Annotated in this window: 24 protein-coding genes; 11 read left to right on the top strand and 13 right to left on the bottom strand. The window is 45.0% G+C overall.

Translation table 11 applies throughout. The features are described 5' to 3' along the window. Window positions 1-9 precede the first annotated feature (9 nt). The 4 genes from rplC to F4V45_RS06570 form a co-directional block, all read right to left on the bottom strand. The gene (gene rplC, locus F4V45_RS06585; RefSeq protein WP_023930269.1) at window positions 10-588 is read right to left on the bottom strand and encodes a 50S ribosomal protein L3; all 579 of its coding nucleotides are present in this window, start codon (window positions 586-588) and stop codon (window positions 10-12) included. Between the two features lie 27 nt (window positions 589-615). Beyond that, window positions 616-927 carry a 30S ribosomal protein S10 gene (gene rpsJ / locus F4V45_RS06580; RefSeq protein ID WP_023930268.1) on the bottom strand — a complete coding sequence of 104 codons (312 nt, stop codon included), beginning with the start codon at window positions 925-927 and terminating at the stop codon, window positions 616-618. Between the two features lie 324 nt (window positions 928-1,251). Further along, on the bottom strand, window positions 1,252-3,267 hold the full coding sequence (locus F4V45_RS06575) for an ATP-dependent helicase (RefSeq protein ID WP_150337595.1): 2,016 nt from the start codon (window positions 3,265-3,267) through the stop codon (window positions 1,252-1,254). Next, window positions 3,267-6,662 carry a YhdP family protein gene (locus F4V45_RS06570; RefSeq protein ID WP_170235199.1) on the bottom strand — a complete coding sequence of 1,132 codons (3,396 nt, stop codon included), beginning with the start codon at window positions 6,660-6,662 and terminating at the stop codon, window positions 3,267-3,269. Before F4V45_RS06570 ends, F4V45_RS06575 begins: the two co-directional genes overlap by 1 nt. A 148-nt stretch (window positions 6,663-6,810) precedes the next feature. Here F4V45_RS06570 and mltG point away from each other — a divergent pair, with 148 nt between their 5' ends. Genes mltG through F4V45_RS06555 form a run of 3 tightly spaced genes read left to right on the top strand, consistent with a single transcriptional unit; the run spans window position 6,811 to window position 9,179 of the window. Further along, window positions 6,811-7,761: an endolytic transglycosylase MltG gene (gene mltG, locus F4V45_RS06565; protein ID WP_150337593.1), complete on the top strand. Its 951-nt coding sequence runs from the start codon at window positions 6,811-6,813 to the stop codon at window positions 7,759-7,761. Then, the gene (locus tag F4V45_RS06560; protein ID WP_170235198.1) at window positions 7,751-8,782 is read left to right on the top strand and encodes an alpha/beta fold hydrolase; all 1,032 of its coding nucleotides are present in this window, start codon (window positions 7,751-7,753) and stop codon (window positions 8,780-8,782) included. The genes mltG and F4V45_RS06560 overlap by 11 nt, the downstream gene beginning before the upstream one ends. Before the next feature lies 1 nt (window position 8,783). Continuing rightward, window positions 8,784-9,179, top strand: coding sequence for a DUF1090 family protein (locus F4V45_RS06555; protein ID WP_150337591.1), 396 nt, complete (start codon window positions 8,784-8,786; stop codon window positions 9,177-9,179). Between the two features lie 132 nt (window positions 9,180-9,311). On the opposite strand, the gene F4V45_RS06550 is transcribed toward F4V45_RS06555, so the two are convergent. Genes F4V45_RS06550 through F4V45_RS06535 form a run of 4 tightly spaced genes read right to left on the bottom strand, consistent with a single transcriptional unit; the run spans window position 9,312 to window position 12,716 of the window. Beyond that, window positions 9,312-10,154: a hypothetical protein gene (locus tag F4V45_RS06550; protein ID WP_150337590.1), complete on the bottom strand. Its 843-nt coding sequence runs from the start codon at window positions 10,152-10,154 to the stop codon at window positions 9,312-9,314. A gap of 36 nt (window positions 10,155-10,190) precedes the next feature. Continuing rightward, entirely contained in the window at window positions 10,191-10,742 is a 552-nt protein-coding gene (locus tag F4V45_RS06545) for an LPP20 family lipoprotein (protein WP_150337589.1), read from the bottom strand. 9 nt (window positions 10,743-10,751) lie between these two features. Then, window positions 10,752-11,333, bottom strand: a complete 582-nt coding sequence (locus F4V45_RS06540; RefSeq protein WP_150337588.1) for an LpoB-related protein — start codon at window positions 11,331-11,333, stop codon at window positions 10,752-10,754. Then, window positions 11,334-12,716, bottom strand: a complete 1,383-nt coding sequence (locus F4V45_RS06535) for a hypothetical protein (RefSeq protein ID WP_150337587.1) — start codon at window positions 12,714-12,716, stop codon at window positions 11,334-11,336. 206 nt (window positions 12,717-12,922) lie between these two features. Here F4V45_RS06535 and F4V45_RS06530 point away from each other — a divergent pair, with 206 nt between their 5' ends. The 6 genes from F4V45_RS06530 (at window position 12,923) to mnmA (ending at window position 17,102) form a co-directional block, all read left to right on the top strand. Further along, the gene (locus F4V45_RS06530; protein ID WP_150337586.1) at window positions 12,923-13,438 is read left to right on the top strand and encodes a copper chaperone PCu(A)C; all 516 of its coding nucleotides are present in this window, start codon (window positions 12,923-12,925) and stop codon (window positions 13,436-13,438) included. Window positions 13,439-13,450: 12 nt separating this feature from the next. After that, complete coding sequence (locus F4V45_RS06525; RefSeq protein WP_150337585.1) at window positions 13,451-14,014, top strand: hypothetical protein; 564 nt, start codon at window positions 13,451-13,453, stop codon at window positions 14,012-14,014. A 25-nt stretch (window positions 14,015-14,039) separates the two neighbouring features. After that, the gene (locus F4V45_RS06520; RefSeq protein ID WP_150337584.1) at window positions 14,040-14,594 is read left to right on the top strand and encodes an SCO family protein; all 555 of its coding nucleotides are present in this window, start codon (window positions 14,040-14,042) and stop codon (window positions 14,592-14,594) included. Between the two features lie 8 nt (window positions 14,595-14,602). After that, window positions 14,603-15,118: a thioredoxin family protein gene (locus tag F4V45_RS06515; RefSeq protein ID WP_150337583.1), complete on the top strand. Its 516-nt coding sequence runs from the start codon at window positions 14,603-14,605 to the stop codon at window positions 15,116-15,118. Continuing rightward, window positions 15,115-15,921 (top strand): pyridoxine 5'-phosphate synthase, encoded by an 807-nt coding sequence (locus F4V45_RS06510; RefSeq protein WP_150337582.1) that lies wholly within the window; start codon window positions 15,115-15,117, stop codon window positions 15,919-15,921. Before F4V45_RS06515 ends, F4V45_RS06510 begins: the two co-directional genes overlap by 4 nt. A 152-nt stretch (window positions 15,922-16,073) precedes the next feature. After that, window positions 16,074-17,102 (top strand): tRNA 2-thiouridine(34) synthase MnmA, encoded by a 1,029-nt coding sequence (gene mnmA / locus F4V45_RS06505; RefSeq protein WP_150337581.1) that lies wholly within the window; start codon window positions 16,074-16,076, stop codon window positions 17,100-17,102. Between the two features lie 19 nt (window positions 17,103-17,121). On the opposite strand, the gene F4V45_RS06500 is transcribed toward mnmA, so the two are convergent. Beyond that, entirely contained in the window at window positions 17,122-17,511 is a 390-nt protein-coding gene (locus F4V45_RS06500) for a hypothetical protein (RefSeq protein ID WP_150337580.1), read from the bottom strand. 66 nt (window positions 17,512-17,577) lie between these two features. Here F4V45_RS06500 and F4V45_RS06495 point away from each other — a divergent pair, with 66 nt between their 5' ends. Then, complete coding sequence (locus tag F4V45_RS06495) at window positions 17,578-17,994, top strand: hypothetical protein (RefSeq protein WP_023930248.1); 417 nt, start codon at window positions 17,578-17,580, stop codon at window positions 17,992-17,994. Here the strand turns inward: F4V45_RS06495 and pseC are convergent. Genes pseC through accB form a run of 4 tightly spaced genes read right to left on the bottom strand, consistent with a single transcriptional unit; the run spans window position 17,991 to window position 21,738 of the window. Continuing rightward, window positions 17,991-19,136: a UDP-4-amino-4,6-dideoxy-N-acetyl-beta-L-altrosamine transaminase gene (pseC, locus tag F4V45_RS06490; protein WP_150337579.1), complete on the bottom strand. Its 1,146-nt coding sequence runs from the start codon at window positions 19,134-19,136 to the stop codon at window positions 17,991-17,993. The two genes, F4V45_RS06495 and pseC, sit on opposite strands and share 4 nt — an antisense overlap. Further along, entirely contained in the window at window positions 19,136-19,864 is a 729-nt protein-coding gene (locus F4V45_RS06485) for a hypothetical protein (RefSeq protein WP_150337578.1), read from the bottom strand. The genes pseC and F4V45_RS06485 overlap by 1 nt, the downstream gene beginning before the upstream one ends. A 27-nt stretch (window positions 19,865-19,891) precedes the next feature. Then, on the bottom strand, window positions 19,892-21,250 hold the full coding sequence (locus tag F4V45_RS06480) for an acetyl-CoA carboxylase biotin carboxylase subunit (protein WP_150337577.1): 1,359 nt from the start codon (window positions 21,248-21,250) through the stop codon (window positions 19,892-19,894). A gap of 2 nt (window positions 21,251-21,252) precedes the next feature. Continuing rightward, complete coding sequence (gene accB, locus F4V45_RS06475; protein ID WP_150337576.1) at window positions 21,253-21,738, bottom strand: acetyl-CoA carboxylase biotin carboxyl carrier protein; 486 nt, start codon at window positions 21,736-21,738, stop codon at window positions 21,253-21,255. Window positions 21,739-21,864: 126 nt separating this feature from the next. Here accB and dcd point away from each other — a divergent pair, with 126 nt between their 5' ends. Then, window positions 21,865-22,434 (top strand): dCTP deaminase, encoded by a 570-nt coding sequence (gene dcd / locus F4V45_RS06470; RefSeq protein ID WP_023930240.1) that lies wholly within the window; start codon window positions 21,865-21,867, stop codon window positions 22,432-22,434. Window positions 22,435-22,473 lie beyond the last annotated feature (39 nt).

Raw genomic sequence — 22,473 nt, 5'->3', positions numbered from 1 at the left:
TTGTAACCCTTATTTAATGATAGTAATCTTGCCAAATGCGCCATTATGCCCAGCGACAGAACCCTTTAGCACGATAATGCCATTTTCCTTGTCAAAGGAAATGACCTGTGCCTGCACTGTTACTTTTTCATTCCCATAATGCCCTGCCATTTTTTTCCCGGGCTGGACACGACCTGGCCACTCTCTGTTTCCTATAGATCCAAGTCTCCTGTGGAATCTACTGCCGTGCGCAGCTGGACCACCTTGGAAATTCCATCTCTTCATAGCTCCGCTAAATCCGCGCCCTTTCGTATTAAACGACACTTTGAGACGCTGTGCATTCTCAAGAGAAGTCATATCAAGATCGCCAACCTCAGTATTTGCCACCGCTAAAGTAGCAAAGCGGTTATACTCCTTGCTGAGATTATACTTTTTTTGCTGTCCTGCAATGCTCTTATTCTGCGCTTTGCCCTTAGCATAAGCGACCAATGCTTGACCATTTTCCTTAATCTCGCATACTTTGGTGTTTAAAATTTTTAGGAGTGTAACAGGTGTGCTAACACTACCGATAGTCCTGCTCATTCCTATCTTTTGCGCTAAAAATTCCATCTCAAATCCTTATGTAATTTATGCAAGCTATTTGCCCATCGAAGTTACTTCGACATCAACTTCTGGAGCCAAATCAAGCTTCATCAATCCCTCAACAGTATCCGGTGTCGCGGACATAATATCTATAATCCTAGTATGCACGCGGATTTCAAACTGCTCTCGAGAATCTTTATTTACATGCGGAGAGCGCAGCACGGTGTATTTCCTACTTCTAGTAGGGAGTGGGATAGGACCGCATATCTCCGAGCCAGTGCGCTTCACAGCTTCCACAATAGAAGCAACCGATCTATCAAGAACCCGATGATCATAAGCCTTTAGCTTCAATCGAATTTTTTCCATAGATTTTCCTTAAGTCATTGAAAGATTTATCAAACTCTAAAACAAAGATTCTCTGGCTATCCTCTTAAAGAACCCACTGCCATAAATGCAATGTATGAAATTTGAAAGCGAGATTATAGATAAAAACCATAAAAATAGTCAAGCGATTTGCCTATTTCTAGGCATAAAAAGAAAAAAATATTTCCTTATAAAAAGGACAAACCATAGAGTCGCGCAAGTGATTTTAGTCTCCACTAATGCAAGAAAATACAATGTGGCTTTGCCCACATTTAAGCAAAGCCTACAAATGCGCGCTTCATCAAAACAAGTGCGCTTAGATAGAATCTACTGGCACAAGAGCCCAGCTTCATAGAGAAATACAGAAGGCTCGTAGCTAATGTTTTTTATCTCATCTTTTTTTGCATAAGACAGGTAAAGAATCTCCTTTGCCCTTGTGATAGCGACATAAAACAACCTCCGCTCTTCTTCTATGCTTCCACCTTTGGCGATTAGTTTAAGATTAGGAAAACGCCCTTGCATTAGATCAATGATAAACACCATACCAAATTCTAGCCCTTTGCTTGCGTGGATCGTTAGGAGATTGACACCGCTTCCTTGTGTGTTTTCGCCGCTACTAAGCACCATAGCATTTAAAAATCGCCCTAGATTCTCATAATTCTTCGCAATATCTTGGAGCAAAATAATCTTGCGCACAATGGCATCTTTTGCCTGTGTCTTACGCTCTATATCAATGCTCCCGTCTTTATTTTTCGCACGCCTTGCACAAAGCAGCTCGATAATATGCTGATACAGCGGTGTTGCTGCAAGAGAGCTAATCAAATCATAAGGCTTGCTATGGTGGCTATGCTGATCCACTAGCGCGTAAAAATCACTCAAAAACCGCGCCCCATCAAAGCTAAGTTTCGGGTGCGATAGAATCGGGTGTCCCACAAATCCACCTTGCACAACAGAGTCAAACTTCTTCACATCTTGCAATGCGAAAAAATCATCAAAAAGCCCAAGCTGGGCGTTTTTGGCTTTTTTCTCAAATGCGCGCTTACTAGAATCTGGCGCTAAAAGCCCTTTTCTTGCACTGCCATCACCCAATCGCAATAATCCTTCATAAATCTCCCTAGCGATAGAGTCCCCAATCCCAGCACCATAGCTTAAAGTATGGATATATGCCATCATATCCCTTGGGTTGTATAAAAGCGAGCATAGATCAAGCATTAGTGCCACTTCTTTAGCGTCAAAAAAGCTCACCCCACCCTTGCGCTTTGAAGGGATATTAAGCTCTCGCAGCAATGCCTCGCAGCCATCCGCAGAAGAATTGTTGCGGAAAATAATCGCAATATCATCAAGCGGATAATTAGCTGTAAGGATCTTTTGCGCTACACCTTGATACTGCTCAAACAATCCATTATAAATGAGTAGCTTTGGTGCAATAGGCTCTTGCAAGTTGATGACTTCAAGCTCTTTAGGATAAATGCGCTCATTTTTCTCTATCACGCGATTAGCCAGATCAAGGATATAGCGCGTAGAGCGATAATTCTTGCTTAAGGTAAAGACACGAGAATCTACATAAGTCTCCCTAAAACTTGAAATAATCGAAATATCCGCACCATTAAAGGCATAAATACTTTGATCATAATCCCCTACACAAAAGAGACTTTTAGGATTTAGCGCGTGGATTACATAGTTTTGCAAAGGGTTGGTATCTTGGTATTCATCGCATAAGATCTCTTTATAAGGGCACTCTATCTCGCGCATTTCTTTGGCATACTCTAGGAGTAAGTCATTGTAGTCCATATAGTTATGTGATTTTTTTAACGCGCGATACTCTGCAAAAATCCCTTCATAAATATCAATATATGCACTATGATCACCTGTGCGTGCGCCAAGCCATTCTTCAAAGCTCTCATTATTGCGCGAGTTGAGAAAAAGAGAGTAAATATCAAAGAGATACTCCCCAGAGTAAGGCGGCGTGCTTGTCTGGTGCTGATAGACACGCGATTTTGCGATACTTTTAAACAGCACTTTCAATTCTTTTGGCTGCTTTAGTGATATGGCATATTTATCTTTCAAAAATCGGTAGCACACAGCGTGGAATGTCCCACACTCTATCTGCTTTGCCACCTCGCCAAAGCGGCTTGCCACGCGTGCGATCATCTCTTGGGAAGCTTTGTTGGTAAAAGTGAGCAGTAGAATCTCACTTGCCTGCACACCGCTCTCTAGCAAATGCGCTATACGCCCCACAATAGTAGAAGTTTTCCCCGTGCCAGCAGAAGCGATGATGAGATTATGCCCCATAGGTGCAGTGGCTGCTGCGTATTGCTCCGCATTTAGATTCTGTAAGGGCATTAGCGATCAATACTCTTTACAATCTCATCGATCACAATATCCACCGGTGTGAAAGCGCGCTTAAGCACTTTAAGCGGAGTTTTAAGCAAGTCTTGTGCGAGAGAAATTTGTGTTTTAGGATCTTGGATCGTGCCGCGCACGCTTACTTGGGTGGTTACCTTGCCATCTTTGCCAAGGAGCAAATACCCCACAATGGGGATTTTGTTTAAAATCCCGCTAAGGTTTTTTAGCGTGGAGATAGAAAGCCCCATATCCACTTCTTGGCTCTCTAGCTCGATAAAGCCACTCCCTTGTATATCCATAGATTTGCCGATTAAATCAATCGACTCTAAGCCCACATACTGCGTATTGAGCGCAAGCTTAATGCTACCCTGCTTGACCTCATAGCCCTTAGCACTAAGCCCCGGACTCCTAAACATCACAAGCGAAGGAATCGTATCAATTAGTCCAATGACATTTTGCACAATCGCAAAGCCCTTAAAGCTAGTATTTTGAATATGAACATCGCCATTAAACATATCATTTTTATAGATTCCACTTAGCTCAAACAATCCACCATCAACAATATGCCTCCCAACGACACGATTTAAAAACTCCCCACTAAAATTCCCTGCTTTTATAATAGTGTTGCCGTGGATAATGTCAATATTAGCAATGCCATTTTTATAAGTCGCATCAGCACTAATGCGATCATCGCGAATTTTGGCATTAAAGTCATCAAATGGGATCACGACATCTTTGAAAAACCCTGTGATATTCTGCGCTTGGATTGCTATGATTCTAGGCTTAATGCCATTTTGCCGCTCATATCTACGCTTAGCGCGCAAGAACTCACTCTCAAGCAAAATCTCTTCTCTAGTGAAAACCGCCTTTTTCTCACTTGATGTGCTAAAGGCTTCTTGGATCGCTGGGATTTTACTAGCAAGCAAGCCATCAATGCTTACATCAATGTCTGTAAAGTTTGCAAGGATCGTATTGTCATACAAATCAAGGCGGATCTTCCCATCATCACTAAGCACTTCTAGCTTATCATCTTTGTAGCTACCATTAAAGACAAAGGTATGCAGCAGTGTCTTATCTTTAGAGAGCAAAAATGTAGGAAAGTCAGCGATACGCACTTGGAATGCCACATCTCGCGCACCTTTTAGCTCCACGACAGCACTGCCAGATGAAAGCCCAAGATATTTCATAATGGGAGAAAAAGGCGCGAACTTGCTAAAATCCACCACATTAGCGCGGATTCCACTGCTAGAGATTTGCATATACACATCAAGGGCTGGGATACTTACCCGCACAGGCTCACTTGAAAAATCTATCTCCACATCAACTTGCGGCAATGTCTCTCGCGTAGCTTTAAAAATATCATAGGTGAATTTCTGCTCATCTTGGCTTTTAATGAGAGCGATAATTTTCTCAAGCATTTCTTTCTCACCCATAGGCTTTGAGAAGTCAAGCTCTACGCCATTTCTAGTATATTTTCTAGATTCTATCTTGGACTCTTGTGGCTCTTGCTCGCTAGGTGCGCTAGAATCTACACTTTCATCTTGCGCTAGATTCTTATCTTGCGGTGTGGGGAAATCTTGGGGAGACTTGGACTCTTGTGGCTCTTGCTGGGCTTTGCTGGAATCTTGCCCTTCTTGCTCTTCTTTCTTCTCTTGCTCCTTTTGCTCTTGCGTATCTTGCAAGATAGATTCTAGTGTCTCTAGCTCTTTATGCGCGCTCTCTTGGTCTTGCAAATCATCTTCGTGCTCCCTGCTAGAAAAGTCAATGATCTCTTCTGTAGGAGCTAGAGAAGCATCTGGCTTGGCAAGTGGCGTAGTAGGCGCAGAAGCATCGCTAGAATCTACTACCTCATCTTGTGCTGGCTCTGGCGTATTTGGCGTGCTAGATTCTAGCTCTTGCTCGCTAGTGCTAGGGCTCTCTAAATCTTGCTCTTGTGTGGCGGACTCTTCAAGGCTCTGGGTAGAATCTAGCTTGGCATTAGAAGCTAGATGTGCAATGTGTGCAAGCATATCTTGGGGGGTAAATGGCATAGCTTGAGAGAGTCTCAACGACTCAAGGCTTACGCTAGATTCTAGTGGCTTAAGCGCGGATTGTGCCTGCTTTTTTGGCTGGCGTATTTTATCTTGGGGGTTGATTAGGCGTTGGTTGATCTCTGGATTGGTGCTCACGCGCAGAGAATGCACAAAAAGGCTTGTCTTTAGCAGCTTTTGGGAAAGATCGATACGCATTGTTGTATCAATGTCAAAGAGATTTTCATAGCTTGTGTTTTGCGTCCATATATCGATGAAATTGCTCCCAGCCTTTGGGTTAATGTCAATCACTATGGAAGCTCCCTTGCTCACAAAGTCTAAGCCCCCGGCACTTAGGATAGCTTGCTGCGCTGCTAGCTTGCCCCCTAGCTTTAGCGGGGCATTATCAGCAAATGGAATGTTTATGCTCAAGTTTGCCTGCATATCCGCACTAATGCGATCAATGGGGATCTGCACACCATAGAATGCCAGCAAATCTCGCAAAGCTTTTGTATAAAGCAGCTTGCTAGAAGTGGCAAAGATAGAGAGCGTAGGCACAGAATCCACAAAGGCAAAGGCAAGTGTCGAGCCATTTAAGTCGATAGATTCTAGCTTGGGTGCTATCATCTCAAGCACAGCCTTGCCGTTTTCTACTTGGATTTTGGCACGATTTGCACTAAAGGGTGCGAGCGTGGGATCAAGCTTATATGTGGGCTTGGTGGCATAGAGTGTGAGCTTGGTGTTATTGATGAGTGATTTCATAAACTGCTTTTGGTGCAAGACTATATCAAAGCTTGCTTGATCAATCTCTAGCGTCTCAAAGCCCAGCGCATTAAATAGCCACATATCTAGCGTGGGGAGCAAATCTTTAGCATTTTGGGCTATAAGCTTTCTAATGGCACTAAGGTCGCTCATTTTTGAGGTTTTCGCCTTGAGCACAAGGCGTTTGAAGTCGCTTGTGCCTTGTAAAAATAGCTTGCTTGTGGATTTGCTAGCAGAAGCTTGTACCACATCGTGCTTGCTCCCACTAGAATCTATTAGCAAAGGAGCTACCGATACGCCAAAGCTAAACTGCCCACTCGCCCCAGAGTAGATAATGCGCCCAGCCACCTCAACATCTGGCTCAAACACCTGCAGCTTGCGAATGTCAAGCTCAATTGTATTGCCCTGACTTTGGACATTAAACACCGCTTGCAGCTTAGGGAAAGAAAGCGCGTAATGCTCTCCGTCATAAAACACGCTAGCGACATACTCATCGCCTAAGATGATTTTCTCAACCCGCAAATCCTCAAAATACGCCAGCCCCCAAAGTGCGTATTTGACATAGTCGCTAATCTCTTTGAGCGTAGGGGTTTGGGTGGGTTTTTGCGGTTTTTTCTCCATTGCTTTTGCTAGATCAAGTTCTTTGATCTCTAAGGAGAATTTATTATTTAGTTTTAGATACAATCCACGGACTTGTATATCAGCGAAGCGGAGACTACTAATAGTAATCCCATCAGATAGGATCTTGAAGCCACCAACAAGGGTAAATATGGTAAGAAACAAAATAATATATACGCTTAATGCTCTTTTAGATGGCATTTTTTTCATCATATTAGCGATCTTTTTCTACTTGGGGTTACCTATTGCTAGCGCACCTGTTGTCGTGGTGCCACAAGGCTCAATTAGCGGAATTATAGCACATCTAGCCAAAAATGGCTTGGATATTAACCAAATCGATAAGCATATTTTGCGCCTACTTGGCAAGCCACAAAGTGGGGCGATTGACATAAGCTCTGCTTTATCTAATGGCGTCATTGCAAAAGGTGATTTTCTCTACGCGCTCACTTCTGCTAAAGCCGCGCAAGAGAGCATTACGCTAATCCCGGGGGAGACAATGTATTTTTTCATCAAAGAGAGCGCGGCGCAGCTTGGCTTAGATGAAGACAAGCTCCTAGAATCCTATCTGCGCTATGCTCCCTATGAAGAAGGCGTGATCTTGCCAAATACTTATAAAATCCACGCTAACACCACAGAAGATACCCTTATGCAATCGCTTATCCAGCAGTCTCTAGCGATCCACGAGAATCTAGCACGCAAATATCTTGGGCGATACGACAAAGATGAGTGGTTTAAACATATCGCTATGGCTTCAATCATTCAAAAAGAAGCTGCCAATACACAAGAAATGCCCATCATCGCCGCAGTGATTTACAACCGCCTAAAGCTCAATATGCCCTTGCAAATGGACGGCTCACTCAACTATGGCAAATACTCCCATAGCAAAGTAACGCCAGAGCGCATACGCAACGATAGCTCCCCCTTCAACACCTACCGCAATAAGGGCGTGCCAAAGACCCCCGTGGGAAGTGCAAGTTTAGAAGCTATTCAAGCGGTGTTTGAGCCAGCGCAGGTAGATTATCTCTACTTCGTGCGCAACAAAAATGGCACACATTCATTTAGCAAAACTTTCAAGGAGCACAGAGAGAATTTTGACAAATAGCTTTGAGTTAGATTCTAGCTCAAAGCTAGAATCTACTTGGCTACAATCCCAAGCACAAGGAGCAGCTATGCAAGCGACAATTACAATACACAAAAATCTCCACTTTTCTTCAGATTTTGGGCAAGTGGCGTATGATCTCTATGAGCCAGCGCAGGTAGATTCTAGCCCTATAATTATCCAAATCGCACACGGAATGATCGAGCACAAAGACCGCTATGAGTGGGTAGCAAACACACTTGCGCAAAAGGGCTACATCATAGCAGTAAGCGATCACAGGGGGCACGGAGAGAGCCTTAATAGCGATAATGGCATTACACTTGGCTCAATGGGCGAAGATGGATTCTGCCGAGCGAGCTATGATCTCTATAAGCTCTCCTGCTTGCTTAAAGAGCGTTATGCAAATGCGCGCATTGTGCTGCTTGGGCACTCTATGGGATCGCTCCTAGCTAGACGATATACTTCACTATATAGCGAAGCACTTAGCGCGCTTATCCTTAGTGGCTCTCCAGCATTTGATGAGAATCTAAAATACGGCATAACACTTGCGAAACTTTTGCGATTTTTTGGGGCGAAGAGCTTTGGACAAAAGTTTTTTACCAATACACTTTTTGGCGGGTTTAACAAGCAGTTTAAGAAGGATCTTCCAGCGGGCTTAGGCTGGCTCTGCTCTAATGAAGCTGTAAGACAAGCATATAAAGATGATCCAAAATGCCAATTCCACTTTGATATAGAGAGCTTTTTGCACCTTTTTATGGGTATGCAAGAAGTCTATGGCACTTACCCTAGCCCTAAGAATGCGCATTTGCCTATTTTGTTTGTAAGTGGGAGCGATGATGCGAGCGGACACTTTGGCACAGGGGTGAAAAAAGCACGCGATCACCTAGAATCTCAAGGCTTTGATGATGTCAATATCCTACTCTATAAAGATGCGCGGCACGAAGTGCTAAATGAGCCTATAAAAGAGCAGGTTATAGCAGATATATTGCTATGGCTAGAATCTAAGGGCTTATCAAGGGGTTAAAATGAAGTGCGCCACTCTTTTGCTTTTAGTGTTTGTCTCTTCACTCTATGGTGGCTCAATTTGCGAGTATAAAATCAAGCAGGCACGAGATGGGCTAGAAGCCTATATGCAAAAGCCACACAAAGACCCCCATAAGCTCCAAGAAGCCCAAGATGAGCTAGCTAGCCTACTACAACACTGCGATGATAAAGAGATTTTAGAAGAAGTTGCAAGCTATATCGCCTCTATGAAATCCGCACTCACACACGCCAATAGCACCCTAGCTCAAGCAAAGCAAACAGGAGATAAAAGCGCGATCCACCAAGCCACATTAGCGCAGAAAATCGCCCAAGCCCAATACATCGCCGCGCGCCAAGAAGAGCTACGGCTTAAAGACTTGCTAAAAGACAATCCGTAAAACTATATAGATTCTAGCTTGCAAGAGCAACCAAGGAGCTAGAATCTAGCTTTTTGTGTATCTGTAATGATGATACACTAGAATCTAGCTTCCACCTTTGCCCTGCTACTTCCTAGCTTGCTATTTTAGATTCTATTTGCCATTGATCCACGCATTTAGGAGCTTATAGGCTCTGGTATCAGCCCTTTTGCTAAACTCGCCAATAGCAGCGACACGATCTTTAGCATATCTATCATCAAAGCTACCGGTATAGATACTACTGCCGTGGCAGTCAAGCAGCTCTAGCTCAAGTGCTACTTGATTATTATCATAATCGCCATCAATGAGCAAACCGACCTTCACAACAGAAGCGCGCCCATCATTTGCGCCCAGCACCTTAAAAAACTTACTAAACTCTTTATTTAGCTTGCTTTGTAGGATTCTAGCTTCGCTAAAGTTTTCACTATACTCGATCACTGTTGTTGGCTTTTCTAGGAGCAGTTTATTTAGCTCGGCGATTTTGACATCGCCTATACTATTGCCACCAGAGGCATTAAGCACATCGCGGTAGTGTATCGCTCTATCAAGCGCGCTTTGCAGCTCTCTTTGGTGCTTTGGATTAAGACTACAAGTAGAATCATAGGAGATAGATTCTAGTGCTTGGCGTTGCTTTTGTGTGTAGCTTTTGATGAGATCGCTTTTGCGGATTCTCACTTCTGCGCTCCACGCATTGCCCTCTTGCCTTGTCCCAAAAAACTTCTCCACATCTAAATCAATATCTTTAGATATGGCACTTGTGTTTAGCTTCGCGCTTGTTGTAAGCGTGCTATCGCTTCGCACTTTGCTTGACTCATAGCTTGAGCTAACGCTTATTAGCACTTGGCTTGAAATATCGTGCAAGGCATTGCGCTTGGCTTCTGCTTCTGTGAGTCCAACCCCCTTGCCGATGAGTAGATCCTGCCCTAGTGGGTTTGTGGCTCCATAAGCAAGCCCCACAAACGCCGCGCATATAAGCAGCCTTCATACGCATTCCTAGTTAGCTGGCGCAGTTAGGATAGAGCGCAGCATAGAGTCTGTCGCTGTATCGATATATTTGCGATATTTTTCTTCCGCATTTTTATCCATTTGTAGCAGCACCCAATACTCATCTTTATCACTCACAAAGGCTTCTTTTTGCGAAGTGCCGGGCAGTTTGTTTGCCGCGCCTTGTTTGAGCTGATTGAGCGAGTTTGTAACTCTTTGATGATTCATTTTATTGCCATCTCCTAGCTGGCTGCTAGATTGTATAGTTTTCTCATACTTACTATCTACATAGGCATAGATTTTTAGAATCATACTCTGCCTAGCAGCTGCCATAGCTTCCTGCCTAGCAAAATCCAAATCTCCACCTACAATAGGCGCACTTCCTACTGCTTCAAAGTCTCCTACACTGCCAGATTTGCCTAGCACCCACGCAGGCGCACCCTTTAGCCCGTGCTTTTCTTGCGCTTGCTTGCCGATACCCCCGCTAGCACAGCCTACCATAGCAGCTCCTGCTAGCACCACAGCTCCTGCTAGCACCACACTTTTAACGATCTTTTTCATTGTTGCTCCCTATTTTAGTTTGACGATTTTTTCTTCAGCGTCCCATAGCTCTTCACCAGTGTGCCTGTCCGTTAGATTAAAGATCAAAAAGTAATCTCTCTGCTCTTTTTTATTGACTCGAGTTACCTTTTCGATGATTTTGCCACCTAGGCTGATTTTGGCTAGGCGTTGGCTACCCTTTTCAGCGACATCAAGCTGGTTTATCTCTTCATTATCTCGTTGCTGATGCGTATTGATTCGAGTATTTACACGCCCGCCACTTCCAGCACTTGTCCGTGAAATGCGATACTTTTTCGCATTCCGCAAATCTCGCGTGATGAGTGCCGCCAATCGCTCGACATCAAATTCTTGCATAGTGTCATTGATAATATCGCCCACTTCTAAAAACTCGCTGCCATCAGCATTTGCACCATAGGATTCTAGGAAGTTATCTACAAGCTTTTTGGCACTCACTTCAAGATCTTTGCTATCTAGCCCAGCACTCACAAGCCCTCTTGCCTTAGGATCAAGAACGGAAACTTCTTTCCCACCACAGCCGATAAATAGCACCGCTAAAGTAGCGGCGGCACATAACTTTAGCGCGCTATTCATTTACTGCTCCTTGATGATTTGCGCATTTACCGGAGCATTTGCGCTTGTGGCTCGTAGCACTAGGATATTGTTTTTATCCGCGCAGAGAGATTCTGTCGAGCCGCTTTTATCCCCGCAAGTCTCTAGCTTGGCGTTAAAGATTTCTTTGCCATCGCCTTTTACGCTGATTTCATCGCCTGTATTTGGGATAGAGACTGCTAGGTATTGCTTAGGAAGTGTGCTGATAGATTCTACTATCTTTGGCTGCATAAGCGCATCGGTAGCTGCATCAGCTGCCACTTTTGTCCCCACAGCTCCTAGTGCGCCAAATTTCGAAGCAGCTGCTTCAGTAGCGAGTGCTTTTGCTACACTAATAGATAAGCCTTGTAAAATCGATAGAGTCACCGCCATTTTCGCACCTGCTTGGAGCTCATTTGCTGCCACAGCATCTAGGCTGCTAAGAAGCTTGATAGTCTCTCCATTTGCACTATAGCTGCCAAACGCACTCTTGCCTTCTTCAAGCTTCGGTATATAGAAAGTAAAATCTAGTGGCGCACTAAGCCCAACCGCTGCGCTTATCAAAATGCCACTGGCAGGATCTAGTTTATAAGGCTCTTTCCACTTAGCAGCGATAGAGCCATCTTCAATGAGAATCCAAGTGCGCTTCTGCGTATCGCCACTTGCCATAAGCTCAAAATCTTTGTTTAAAATCTCATTATTTTCTACAACTTTATCGATTTGCTTGTAGAGATTCTCTGCCTTTGGTCTATCGCCTTCTATCATCGCTGATAGCGCGCTTACATAGGTTACATAAGGATTCACAAAGCCTTTATACTTCTCATACTCTTTAGAGACTTTATATTTAGCACTAATTTGTGAAATCTGCCCTTCTAGCTTATCAAGTGGCACTTTCTCTGGGATTTTTGCCTTTAAGTCTTCTACTTGCTTTTGCTGCTTTTCTATCTTTTTGGCAAATGTCTCTTTTGCTTGATTTTGCTTGTCGTGTGCGCGGTTTAGTGCTGGGCGAGCCTTTTGCACATCATCTTGGCTGCCATAGTTATACGCAGTATAGAGATCTAGCAGCACGCTCTCATACACATAAGGGTTGTAGCCTGTGTTTATGAGCTTTTCTTGCGCTTTTTCTATGCCTTCATCGGCACTTTTTAGCAGCTTTGCTGCTTCTTTGCTCTCACCTAGCCAAAACGCATTCACACCACTTTGATAGTCCCATAGCACACCCTTGCCACCCTTAGCGATTTTGAGCGCTTCTTCTTTGTCTCCTGTGTAGAACGCCTGATTAAACTCCGCCATATTGACCTTGCCGCCGCAAGCACTTAGCAGCAGTGCCGCACACACGCTAAGACCAACGCCTAAAGCACCTTGTAACGCAACTTTTGTCTTCATTTCTATCCTTTAGTCCAAATATTTTCAAGCTATTTTTACGCGGCTTGAAGTGTGATATTGTCGTTTTTTTTTTTTTGAAGATTTGCTTAAATGGCAAGGATTTTGGCTAAAGTGGCTTATCATATAGTAGCTTGTAGTAGCGGCTTGCTTGATTTTTAATAGGCTTTGTTATACCATAGCCAGCTACCCAGAATCTAGGAGTGTGTATGAAAAGACAAGCAAAACTCTCACCAATTTTTCTCGCCCTAACGCTATGGCTCGGGGCTTTGCACTGCAGTGGCGCAGCCAAGCAAGATAATGCTCAAAATAACGCTATTGAAGCGCAGGGCTTTCACGCATTTGCCACGATTGATGGCTCAAATATTAGCGCAGCCTTTGGCACATTAAGCAATACAAGCGAGCAGCCCATAGCACTGCAAAAGGCTACAGTCATCAATAGCACAGCCACAGCAGAGCTACACCAAAGTATCAAAGAAAAAGGTGTGGTAAAAATGCTCCCGGTAGATTCTATTACAATCCCTGCCAAGCAGAGCGTAGAGCTTGCTCCGGGTGGGCTGCACATTATGCTAATCAATCTTCCAAAGCCCCTTGAAGCAGGCAAAACAATCGCTTTAGAGCTTGCCTTTGATAATGGCACAACACTAAAGATAGAAGCCCCCATTAAAGGGCGCAATATTAGAGAGCGCGTTATCAACAAGAGCGACAAGCACGCCCACCACTAATAGAGACCCGCAATGCCACGCAAAGATAAGCATTTAACCAAAAAGGGGATCATCACAATCCTTGTGGTGTGCCTATGCGCGCTTGCTATCTATCTCATCTGGGGCAGGGGCTCTCTCTATCTCTTGCAGCCCAAGGCAGACTCTAAGCCAAAGCACAAGGAGCAAAGTGTGCAAGAAGATGAAAGCAGGCAAGCACCAGAAGATCTAATGCGCCTATGTATGCTTAATGCAGGTAAATGCCAAGTAATTTTCACCAAGACTAATCACAGCACGCAAGAGCAGGAGCAAATTCGTGTCTTTGTGCAAGCCATACCTAGCAATATCGTCTCTATGGAATCTGTGGTATTCCGCGTGGAGGGGGCGGACTTCACTTCACTCTCTGGCAGTATCGTAGGGCTTAATATGGATATGGGCGAAACTATCGTGCGCTTCCACAAGGTCGATGATGAGCTTTATGAAGGCAGGGCGATTATGGCAAGCTGCACAGAAGAGACAATGCAATATCGTATGCGACTAAGCAGCGAAGACACAGACTCGGCAACATCTGTAGATTTTGATGCCAAGCGCAAAGAGTAGCCACTAGGCTTAAGGGGTAGAATCTATGGCAAGAGTTATGGGGATCATTGCTGTGGGGATGTTTCTCACAGGGCTTCTTTGGTGGAGTGTGCAGAAATACCACTCCTACCACTTCAATGCCCAAACCCTAGGCGGCGAAGTATCACTAAACACATTTGCTAATAAATATAAAATCGTGTATTTTGGCTATATGTCTTGCCCAGATGTTTGCCCAGCTACACTTGCGCTACTCCAAGATACCCTGCAAGATTTAGAAGATGAAACAGACCTTAGCGATGTGGTCGTGCTCTTTATCACGCTTGATCCTAAGCGCGATAAGCTAGAAGCACTTGATGCCTATGTCAAGCACTTTTATCCTAATGCCTATGGCTTGCGCTTTGAAGAGCCAACACTGCAAGAAGTTACCAAACGCTATGGAGTCAAATACGAAATAATCCCCCTTAAAGATTCTAAGCTTGGATATAGTATCGCGCATAGCTCTTCGCTCTATCTCTTTGACAAGCAAGGCTTCTTAACGCAAGAAGTGAGCAATCTCGCCACGCTCAAAGATGACTTGCTAAGCTTTTTTGCCAACCATTAGGAGCTACTATGCGCTGGGGCTTAATCCTGCTTGCTTGCTTTATTATTGGCTGCAAGGATCAAGCAAGCACACAAGTAGAATCTAGCACCACGCTTGCACTAGATTCTAGCATTGTAGAATCTAGCAAGCCAATCGTGCTTATGTTTTACTCCACCTCGTGCCAGCCCTGCAAAGTCCTAGAGCAGAATCTAGCCCACGCTAAGCTGCAGCACCTCCTTAGCTCCTTTGCGCTCTATCCCATTGATATTTATGCCAAAGACCCCATCACCCTGCCCTTTGCCACACCCACTAGCGCAAAGTCCCTACGGCAGGATCTACACATCTATGCCACGCCTACGCTTATGCTTTTTGACAAGCACCATTTAGTGGCTTTCAAGCACATTGGCATTCTTAGTGTTGATGATCTAGCACTTTTGCTCACACTTATCCCAACCCTGCCAGAAAATCTACAAACCCAAGAGTCCAAGCAGCAGTGGCTTAGCTCTCATCTTACGCACGCGCGTGCTAGCAAAGGATCATTATGAAGCTCCCGGATTTAGGATTAAACATCGATCATATCGCCACACTTAGGCAGGCTAGGCGTATCCACCAGCCAGACCCACTTGAAGCAGTTTTCATCGCTAAAAATGCCGGCGTGCAGCAGATCACTATCCACCTGCGTGAAGATCGCCGCCATATCCACGAAGATGATGTCGCGCGCATTATCAAAAGCTCCCCCCTGCCTGTGAATGTCGAGTGCGCAAGCGATTTGAGCAAGGGCGGGGTCGTGGAGATTCTATGTGCTTTGCGCCCGCATAAAATCACCCTTGTCCCAGAAAAGCGCGAAGAGATCACCACAGAAGGCGGGCTAAATATGTGCTCTAGCGCACTTGCTGAGACAATCGCGCGCTTTAAGCACCACAATATCCCTGTGGCAGTGTTTATCGAGCCAGATAGAGAAGCAATCCACCTAGCCAAGGAGCTAGAAGTCGATGGTATCGAGCTACACACAGGCGCGTATGCGCACTGTTATGATCTTTTGCACTCTTGCTTGCCACATAGCCACAATGCCGCACAAAGCCCACACACAAGCCAGAATCTAGCCCAACAAATAGAGCAAGCCCTGCAAGCCCTAGAATCTGCTGCCACACTCGCACACTCCTTAAATCTAGGGGTCTTTGCAGGACACGGGCTAAACTATGAAAACATAGTCCCCCTACTCTCTCTCCCCTATATTAGTGAGCTAAACATTGGGCATAGCATTATCGCGCGCGCTGTTATGGTAGGGCTCCATCAAGCCATCAAAGATATGCAGCAAGCCATCGCTCGCGCAGCTGGCTGTAAGTGATGCAAAAGTGGATTCTAGGGTAGCGATTCAGTCTTGGGCAGACAACCTTATGAAAAGTGCTCCTATGGGCAAAGTCAAAATCTAAGCCATTAAGGTGGCTATGAGATTCCTAGCGATACAATGCGCTTCCATTTTACTATAAAGGCGTATCTATGAAAGTTGCGTTACTAATGAGCGGGGGAGTAGATAGCTCCTACTCAGCTTATTTACTACAAAAACAAGGCTATGAAGTGCTTGGGATCTACCTAAAGCTACACAATAAAGAAGAAAAGCACAAAGTCTTTATCCCAAACTGCGAGAAAGTCGCTAAAAATTTAGGCTTTGAATTTATCGTGCTAGAGGCGCAAGAGCAGTTTAAAGCGATTGTGTATGACTATTTTGTGCGCTCCTATGAAAATGGCGAGACGCCAAATCCTTGCGCTATGTGCAATCCTAATATGAAATTTGGCTTCGCACTGCAAAAAGCCCTAGAGCTTGGCTGTGAGAAAATCGCCACAGGACACTATGCGCGCATACAAGAAGTCAATGGCATAAAGCGCATTGCCAAGGCGGTGGATTCTAGCAAAGATCAAAGCTACTTCCTCTATGCCATCTCTCAAGAGGCGATTGATCGGCTGATTTTCCCACTTGGCGATATGCTAAAGGCTGAAGTCAAGCCCAAAGCCTTTGAAGCGATGCCGTGGTTTGGGACTTTGGAGACCTATAAAGAGAGTCAAGAAATCTGCTTTGTGGAGACAGATTATATTGATATTTTAAAAAAGCACACCAAAGTCGATAACCCCGGACTCGTGCGCGATACACAGGGCAATGTCGTGGGTAGCCACAAAGGCTATATGCAATACACCATAGGCAAGCGCAAGGGCTTTAGCGTCAAGGGCGCGCTAGAGCCACACTTCGTGCTAGATATTAACCCCAAGGCAAATGAAATCATCGTAGGCAAAAAGCAAGATCTAGCCAAAAATCTCGTGCAAGCAAGCAATGTCAGCCTATCTACACTCTATAACGATAAAGAATACGACATCAAAATCCGCTATCGCTCCGAGCCTACAAAGGCTAGGCTTGAAGTGCGAGATGATGGGATTGTCGCGCATTTGAGCGAGCCGGTGTTTGGCGTGGCAAAGGGGCAGGCATTGGTAGTATATGATGGGGACTGCGTGCTAGGTGGAGGCGTGATCGCTTAAGCTAGATTCTAGCTTAGCCCTACCAGCCTCGAATCAAGGCGTGGCATTTCATACAATTATGGTTTAGCTCTTGGAATGCCTCATAAGCCCGGACTTTGTCATTGTTTTTCAAAAATGTCTCTAAGGCTACACGATTTTCTACGATGTTATTGAGAAATGATGTGATAATGGGTGAGTAATTGAGCGTTTTTTCATCTAAAAACACTTCAATGTTGAATTTTTGCAGCGCGCTAAAATCCGCCTTATGCTTACTAATCCCTTCTGCTACGATGTCAAATTTATTTAAGAAAAATCCCTTTTGGATAAGGTCAGAATCTCTCTGTAAATACTGCATAATCTCTATGATATTAGATTCTAGCGCGCAAAGCGAGCTACAAAAAAACGCGATAAAAGCTATACTACGAAGCATTGGCTGTCCTTTTTTGGGGCTTTGTGTATTGTATAATAAAGTCTATAAAAATGTAAAAGGGTGAAAATGCTTAAATATAGCTTGGCAGCGATAGTGAATATTTGCGCAGCATTAGGGATCACTGCGCTACTGCAGATCTCAGCTGGGATAAGCTTTGAAGTAGCGTATTTTTCTACACTGCTTGTGATTATAAGCTCATACTACGCGCTACAAAAGCGGCTAGCTAGAGAGCTAGAATCCACACAGCAGCAAGTAGCAGAGCAAGACAAGCAAGATCAAGCAGCAAGCAAAGGTGTGGGCGTATCTAAGTTTATGCTAGGGGTGCAGCTATCATTTGGGCTATATCGGCTACTCTCTTATATCGTGCTTGGGCTTTGCGTGGTGGTTTTAATCGATCTGGGACGCTTCCACATTGTGGGCTATGTGGCAGGCGTGCTAGTGTGCTTGTGTAGTGTAGTTATCTTGCGCGCAGCTAGAATCTAGCAATTTTTGCGCACTTTAGCGCAAACTTCGAGTGTGCTATCTATGCAGTATTGCACTTGCTCATCACTCATCGCCTGATGACAGGGCAGCGACAACTCGGCATAATACCAATCAAGCGCATTTTGCCCACCACTTTTGCGCGCATTGGCAAAAAGCTCATAGAGAAATATCGGCTTATAATGCACCTGCACGCCAAGCCCCTTCTCCCATAGCATTGTAAAAATCTCTTCCTTCGCGCAATAAAGCTCTTTATGGAGCAAAATAGGGTAGAGATGATTGGTGCTTGTATGGGTGCTAGGGATTGCTGGGTGCGTGGGCGTGAAGTAAGGGTTTTTCATAAATGCTTCGTCATAGATTCTAGCGATCGCCTCTCTGCGCGCTAAAAACTGCTCGATTTTATGGAGCTGGGAGAGCCCAAGTGTGGCTTGCAGCTCATTTAGGCGGAAGTTAAAGCCCACTTGCGCTACTTCTGTGTCCCAAAGCTGCTTTTTCACTAAGCCGTGTGCTCGTATCAGCTTGGCTTGCTCATAGATTTGCTCATCATTGGTGCTAATGGCACCGCCTTCAGCCGTGGTTATGGGCTTAATAGCGTGGAAGCTAAAAATGCTCACATCAGCAAGCCCTCCAATCTTGCGCCCATTCACGCTCCCACCAAAGGCGTGTGAGCTATCAGCGATAAAGTGTAGGCTATGCTCTCTTGCGATAGCTTGGATTCTCTCTACATCAGCACTATTGCCAGCAAAATCCACGCTTACAATCCCTTGCAATCTCTCCCTATCGCTAGAATCCAAACTATCAATAGCGCGCACAATGGAATCTGGAGCGATATTGCCATCAAACCCAATATCCGCAAATATCGGCTCACAGCCGCAAGCTAGCAGCATATTTGCCGTGGCGACAAAGCTTATGGGCGTGGTGATGACAAGCGCATTTTGGCTAAAGCAAGCGCGATATGCGGCATAGAGCGCAGAGGTGGCGGAGTTAAAGCCCACCACATAGCGCACCCCCAAATACTCAGCAAGAGCCTTTTCAAACTCTTCTACTGCCTGCCCTTGTGTAAGCAAAGGCGCGCGCAGAGCCTGCGCCACACAAGCAATGTCTTCTTCATCAATAAGCTGTGTGCTATAGGGGATAACTTGCATTATCGTAGTAGGTGTAGCACTCTATCGAGTGTAACGCCACTGCTCCCTTGTGCAGCCTTGAACTCACTAGGATTTAGCCTGCTAGATTCTAGCTTCGCATACCTAGAATCTGTCTTTTGCACAGAGTCTAGCTTCTCATCAAGCGCACTTTGGACAAGCTTTTTTGCCTGCTTTGCATAGGATCTTTGCTCGCTTAAATCCTTAGCATAAAGAGAGAGATTCTCGGGCTGCTTAATATCAAGCTTATTTGGCGAGAGCTTTTTGGCATTGAGATGACTCTCTGGGATTTCTGCATAGCTTTTGGTGAAAACATTTTCATCATTAAAAAGCGCGGAGTCAAAAGTTTCTTGCATTTTGTCTTTTACTGCGTCTGCTTTACTTGTAAGATCCTTGGCTTCTTGGGTGTTGTCTTGGAGATTTTGAAGCTTTAGGGCGAGCTTTTGGTAGGCTTTATTCTGCGTCTGCAAAGAGTGGATAGATCGTATCATTACATCAAGTGCGCCTATCGTAGTGTTGGCATTTTTCACTACTACGCCTAGATCTTTTGCTTCTTCTTTGCCCAAAGATCTAGGTGTAGGTTTAGAAACCCTTGCGCTCTCTTCTTGCGCGTTTTGGGTGGCTTGTGTCGCTTTTGGCTGCTCACTTTGCTTTGCAGTCTTTCTTGCGCTCTCGCTCTTTAGAGCATCATCTTTCAAGGTAGTTGAAGCACTTGTATTTGCTACTTTCACGCTTGTCTCCTAATCCTAAGCCTACCGCTACTCCATATTTTGCTCAAGGTATTTGGTATGGATAGTGGATTTTAGAAAATCGGCATTACTCATCATTTTTAAATGGAAAGGTATGGTAGTTTTAATCCCTTCAATGCTAAATTCTTTAAGCGCGCGGCGCATTCTAGCGATTGCCTTATTGCGATCTTCGCCCCAGACGATGAGCTTGCCAATCATCGAGTCATAAAACATCGGCACGACATAGCCGCTATATGCGTGGCTATCAAGTCGCACATTTGCCCCACCGGGTGCTATCCACTGCGTGATTTTCCCCGCACTTGGATAGAATTTGACAGGATCTTCAGCGGTGATCCTACACTCTATGCTATGTCCTTTGCATTGGATCTCTTCTTGCTTTGGTAGCTTCTCACCCTCTGCTATGCGGATCATCCACTCCACCAAATCAAGTCCGCTCACCATCTCACTCACGGTGTGTTCTACTTGCAAGCGCGTATTCATCTCCATGAAGAAAAAGTCTTTGTTGTTAGAATCTAGCAGAAATTCAAAAGTCCCAGCCCCCACATAACCGATATGTTTAGCAGCCTTGACGGCTGTGGCAAGCAGTCTTTGGCGCACATCATCACTTAACACCACAGCTGGAGTTTCTTCGATGAGCTTTTGCTGGCGGCGTTGAGCAGAGCAATCACGCTCGCCGATATGCACGACATTGCCGTGTTTATCAGCTAGAATTTGCACTTCTATATGCTTTGGCTTGTTGATAAACTTCTCCATATAGATTGTGCCATCGCCAAATGCGCTTAAAGCTTCGGACTCTGCGGCTAGGTAGAGGTTTTTGAGCAGGGATTCACTCTCTACAATCCGCATTCCCCTACCCCCTCCGCCAGCAGCAGCCTTTAGGATCACAGGGTAGCCGATTTGCTTAGCGACTTCTTGGGCATGGTTGGCGTCTTTTAGCGCACCATCGCTGCCCTCAATCACCGGCACACCGGCATCTTTCATCACATCTTTTGCCTTAGATTTATCGCTCATCATCACCATCACATCACTACTTGGTCCAATAAACTCTATCCCGTGATGCGTGCAGATCTCTACAAAATGCTGATTCTCGCTCAAAAACCCATACCCCGGGAATATCGCGTCAGCATCAACAAGTGCCGCGGTGCTCATAATCGCTGGGATATTAAGATAGCTCTCTGCGCTCTTTGCCCCACCTACGCAAATCTTGGCATCAGCCACATCAAGATAATGCGTATCTTTATCCGCCACAGAGTAAATAGCGATTGCCTGCTTGCCCATCTCCTGTATCGTCCGTATCGCTCGAAGCGCGATTTCTCCGCGGTTTGCGACTAGAATGCGCTCAAGCTTCTTTGCAGCTACCTTTTTCATCTCTATACTTTTTCCACTTTGATAAGATGGCTACCAAACTCCACGGGCTGCCCATCTCCTGTCTCAATAGCTAGAATCTTGCAGTCAAACTCTGCTTCAATCTCATTCATAATCTTCATCGCCTCAATGATCCCTATCGTCTGCCCCTTTTTAATCACATCGCCAACCTTAATATACGGGTCAGCATCTGGGCTTGGGCGGTGGTAGAATGTCCCTACCATAGGAGAAGTGATAAAATCTCCACCCTTGCTAGCACTCACGCTAGATTCTAGGGCTTGGGCTGGGGCTGGCTCTACTGCTTTTGGCGCGTGCGCTTGCGCCTGTGGAGCGTGGGCAGCTGGCAGAGCTGGTGCTGGTGCAGCAGGGAGAGCTGATGCGCTACTTTTGTCAAGCTTTAGCTCAAAGTTGTCTTGCTTTATGCTAAGTCTTGCAATTTGTGAGCTACTATTGAAAATCTCGATAAGCTTCTTGATTTCAGCCAAATTCATCAAAAATCCTTTAAAAATGAAGTAAATTTTGTATAATAGCACACTTTTAAGCGCAAAATTGCTTAAAATCGTTTGGACCACTACTCACCCCACAAGATAAATTCACTTACTTAAAGGACAAACACTATGGGACTAAAATCAGATGCGTGGATACGGCAAATGAGCCTAGAGCATAAAATGATCGATCCATTTTGCGAGAAGCAAATCGGCAAAAATGTCGTGTCTTACGGGCTTTCAAGCTATGGGTATGATATTCGCGTGGGCGATAGATTTATGATCTTTAGCAATGTGGATTCTATGGTCGTAGATCCTAAAAACTTTGATGAGAAAAATGTCATCACCAAAACCGCTAAAGACGGATTCTGCATAGTCCCGCCCAACTCTTTCGCCCTAGCCCACACGATAGAATACTTCAAAATGCCCCGCGATGTGCTAGCGATTTGCCTAGGCAAAAGCACTTATGCAAGGTGCGGGATCATCGTCAATGTTACGCCATTTGAGCCAGAGTTTGAGGGGCATATCACCATTGAGATTAGCAACACCACGCCCCTGCCTGCCAAAATCTATGCCAATGAAGGCATAGCGCAAGTGCTATTCCTCCAAGGTGATGAGCCCTGCGAAGTAAGCTACAAAGACAAAAATGGCAAATACCAAGGACAAAGAGACATCACCCTCCCTAGAATCTTGCGAGATTAAGGCAGATTCTATATGCACGCAATGCCACATCTATACATT

The sequence above is a fragment of the Helicobacter canis genome (assembly GCF_008693005.1).
GTDB classification, from domain to species: Bacteria; Campylobacterota; Campylobacteria; order Campylobacterales; family Helicobacteraceae; genus Helicobacter_B; species Helicobacter_B canis.
Note: the sequence above shows the minus strand (reverse complement) of the source record. Positions and strands in the feature narration are given on the sequence as shown.

Bases quoted from the DNA above. Each gene is read 5' to 3' on its own strand.
- rplC (WP_023930269.1), bottom strand. From the start codon at position 588: ATGGAATTTTTAGCGCAAAAGATAGGAATGAGCAGGACTATCGGTAGT.
- rpsJ (WP_023930268.1), bottom strand. From the start codon at position 927: ATGGAAAAAATTCGATTGAAGCTAAAGGCTTATGATCATCGGGTTCTT.
- F4V45_RS06575 (WP_150337595.1), bottom strand. From the start codon at position 3,267: ATGCCCTTACAGAATCTAAATGCGGAGCAATACGCAGCAGCCACTGCA.
- F4V45_RS06570 (WP_170235199.1), bottom strand. From the start codon at position 6,662: ATGGAGAAAAAACCGCAAAAACCCACCCAAACCCCTACGCTCAAAGAG.
- mltG (WP_150337593.1), top strand. From the start codon at position 6,811: ATGGTAAGAAACAAAATAATATATACGCTTAATGCTCTTTTAGATGGC.
- F4V45_RS06555 (WP_150337591.1), top strand. From the start codon at position 8,784: ATGAAGTGCGCCACTCTTTTGCTTTTAGTGTTTGTCTCTTCACTCTAT.
- F4V45_RS06545 (WP_150337589.1), bottom strand. From the start codon at position 10,742: ATGAAAAAGATCGTTAAAAGTGTGGTGCTAGCAGGAGCTGTGGTGCTA.
- F4V45_RS06540 (WP_150337588.1), bottom strand. From the start codon at position 11,333: ATGAATAGCGCGCTAAAGTTATGTGCCGCCGCTACTTTAGCGGTGCTA.
- F4V45_RS06535 (WP_150337587.1), bottom strand. From the start codon at position 12,716: ATGAAGACAAAAGTTGCGTTACAAGGTGCTTTAGGCGTTGGTCTTAGC.
- F4V45_RS06530 (WP_150337586.1), top strand. From the start codon at position 12,923: ATGAAAAGACAAGCAAAACTCTCACCAATTTTTCTCGCCCTAACGCTA.
- F4V45_RS06525 (WP_150337585.1), top strand. From the start codon at position 13,451: ATGCCACGCAAAGATAAGCATTTAACCAAAAAGGGGATCATCACAATC.
- F4V45_RS06520 (WP_150337584.1), top strand. From the start codon at position 14,040: ATGGCAAGAGTTATGGGGATCATTGCTGTGGGGATGTTTCTCACAGGG.
- F4V45_RS06515 (WP_150337583.1), top strand. From the start codon at position 14,603: ATGCGCTGGGGCTTAATCCTGCTTGCTTGCTTTATTATTGGCTGCAAG.
- F4V45_RS06510 (WP_150337582.1), top strand. From the start codon at position 15,115: ATGAAGCTCCCGGATTTAGGATTAAACATCGATCATATCGCCACACTT.
- mnmA (WP_150337581.1), top strand. From the start codon at position 16,074: ATGAAAGTTGCGTTACTAATGAGCGGGGGAGTAGATAGCTCCTACTCA.
- F4V45_RS06500 (WP_150337580.1), bottom strand. From the start codon at position 17,511: ATGCTTCGTAGTATAGCTTTTATCGCGTTTTTTTGTAGCTCGCTTTGC.
- F4V45_RS06495 (WP_023930248.1), top strand. From the start codon at position 17,578: ATGCTTAAATATAGCTTGGCAGCGATAGTGAATATTTGCGCAGCATTA.
- pseC (WP_150337579.1), bottom strand. From the start codon at position 19,136: ATGCAAGTTATCCCCTATAGCACACAGCTTATTGATGAAGAAGACATT.
- F4V45_RS06480 (WP_150337577.1), bottom strand. From the start codon at position 21,250: ATGAAAAAGGTAGCTGCAAAGAAGCTTGAGCGCATTCTAGTCGCAAAC.
- accB (WP_150337576.1), bottom strand. From the start codon at position 21,738: ATGAATTTGGCTGAAATCAAGAAGCTTATCGAGATTTTCAATAGTAGC.
- dcd (WP_023930240.1), top strand. From the start codon at position 21,865: ATGGGACTAAAATCAGATGCGTGGATACGGCAAATGAGCCTAGAGCAT.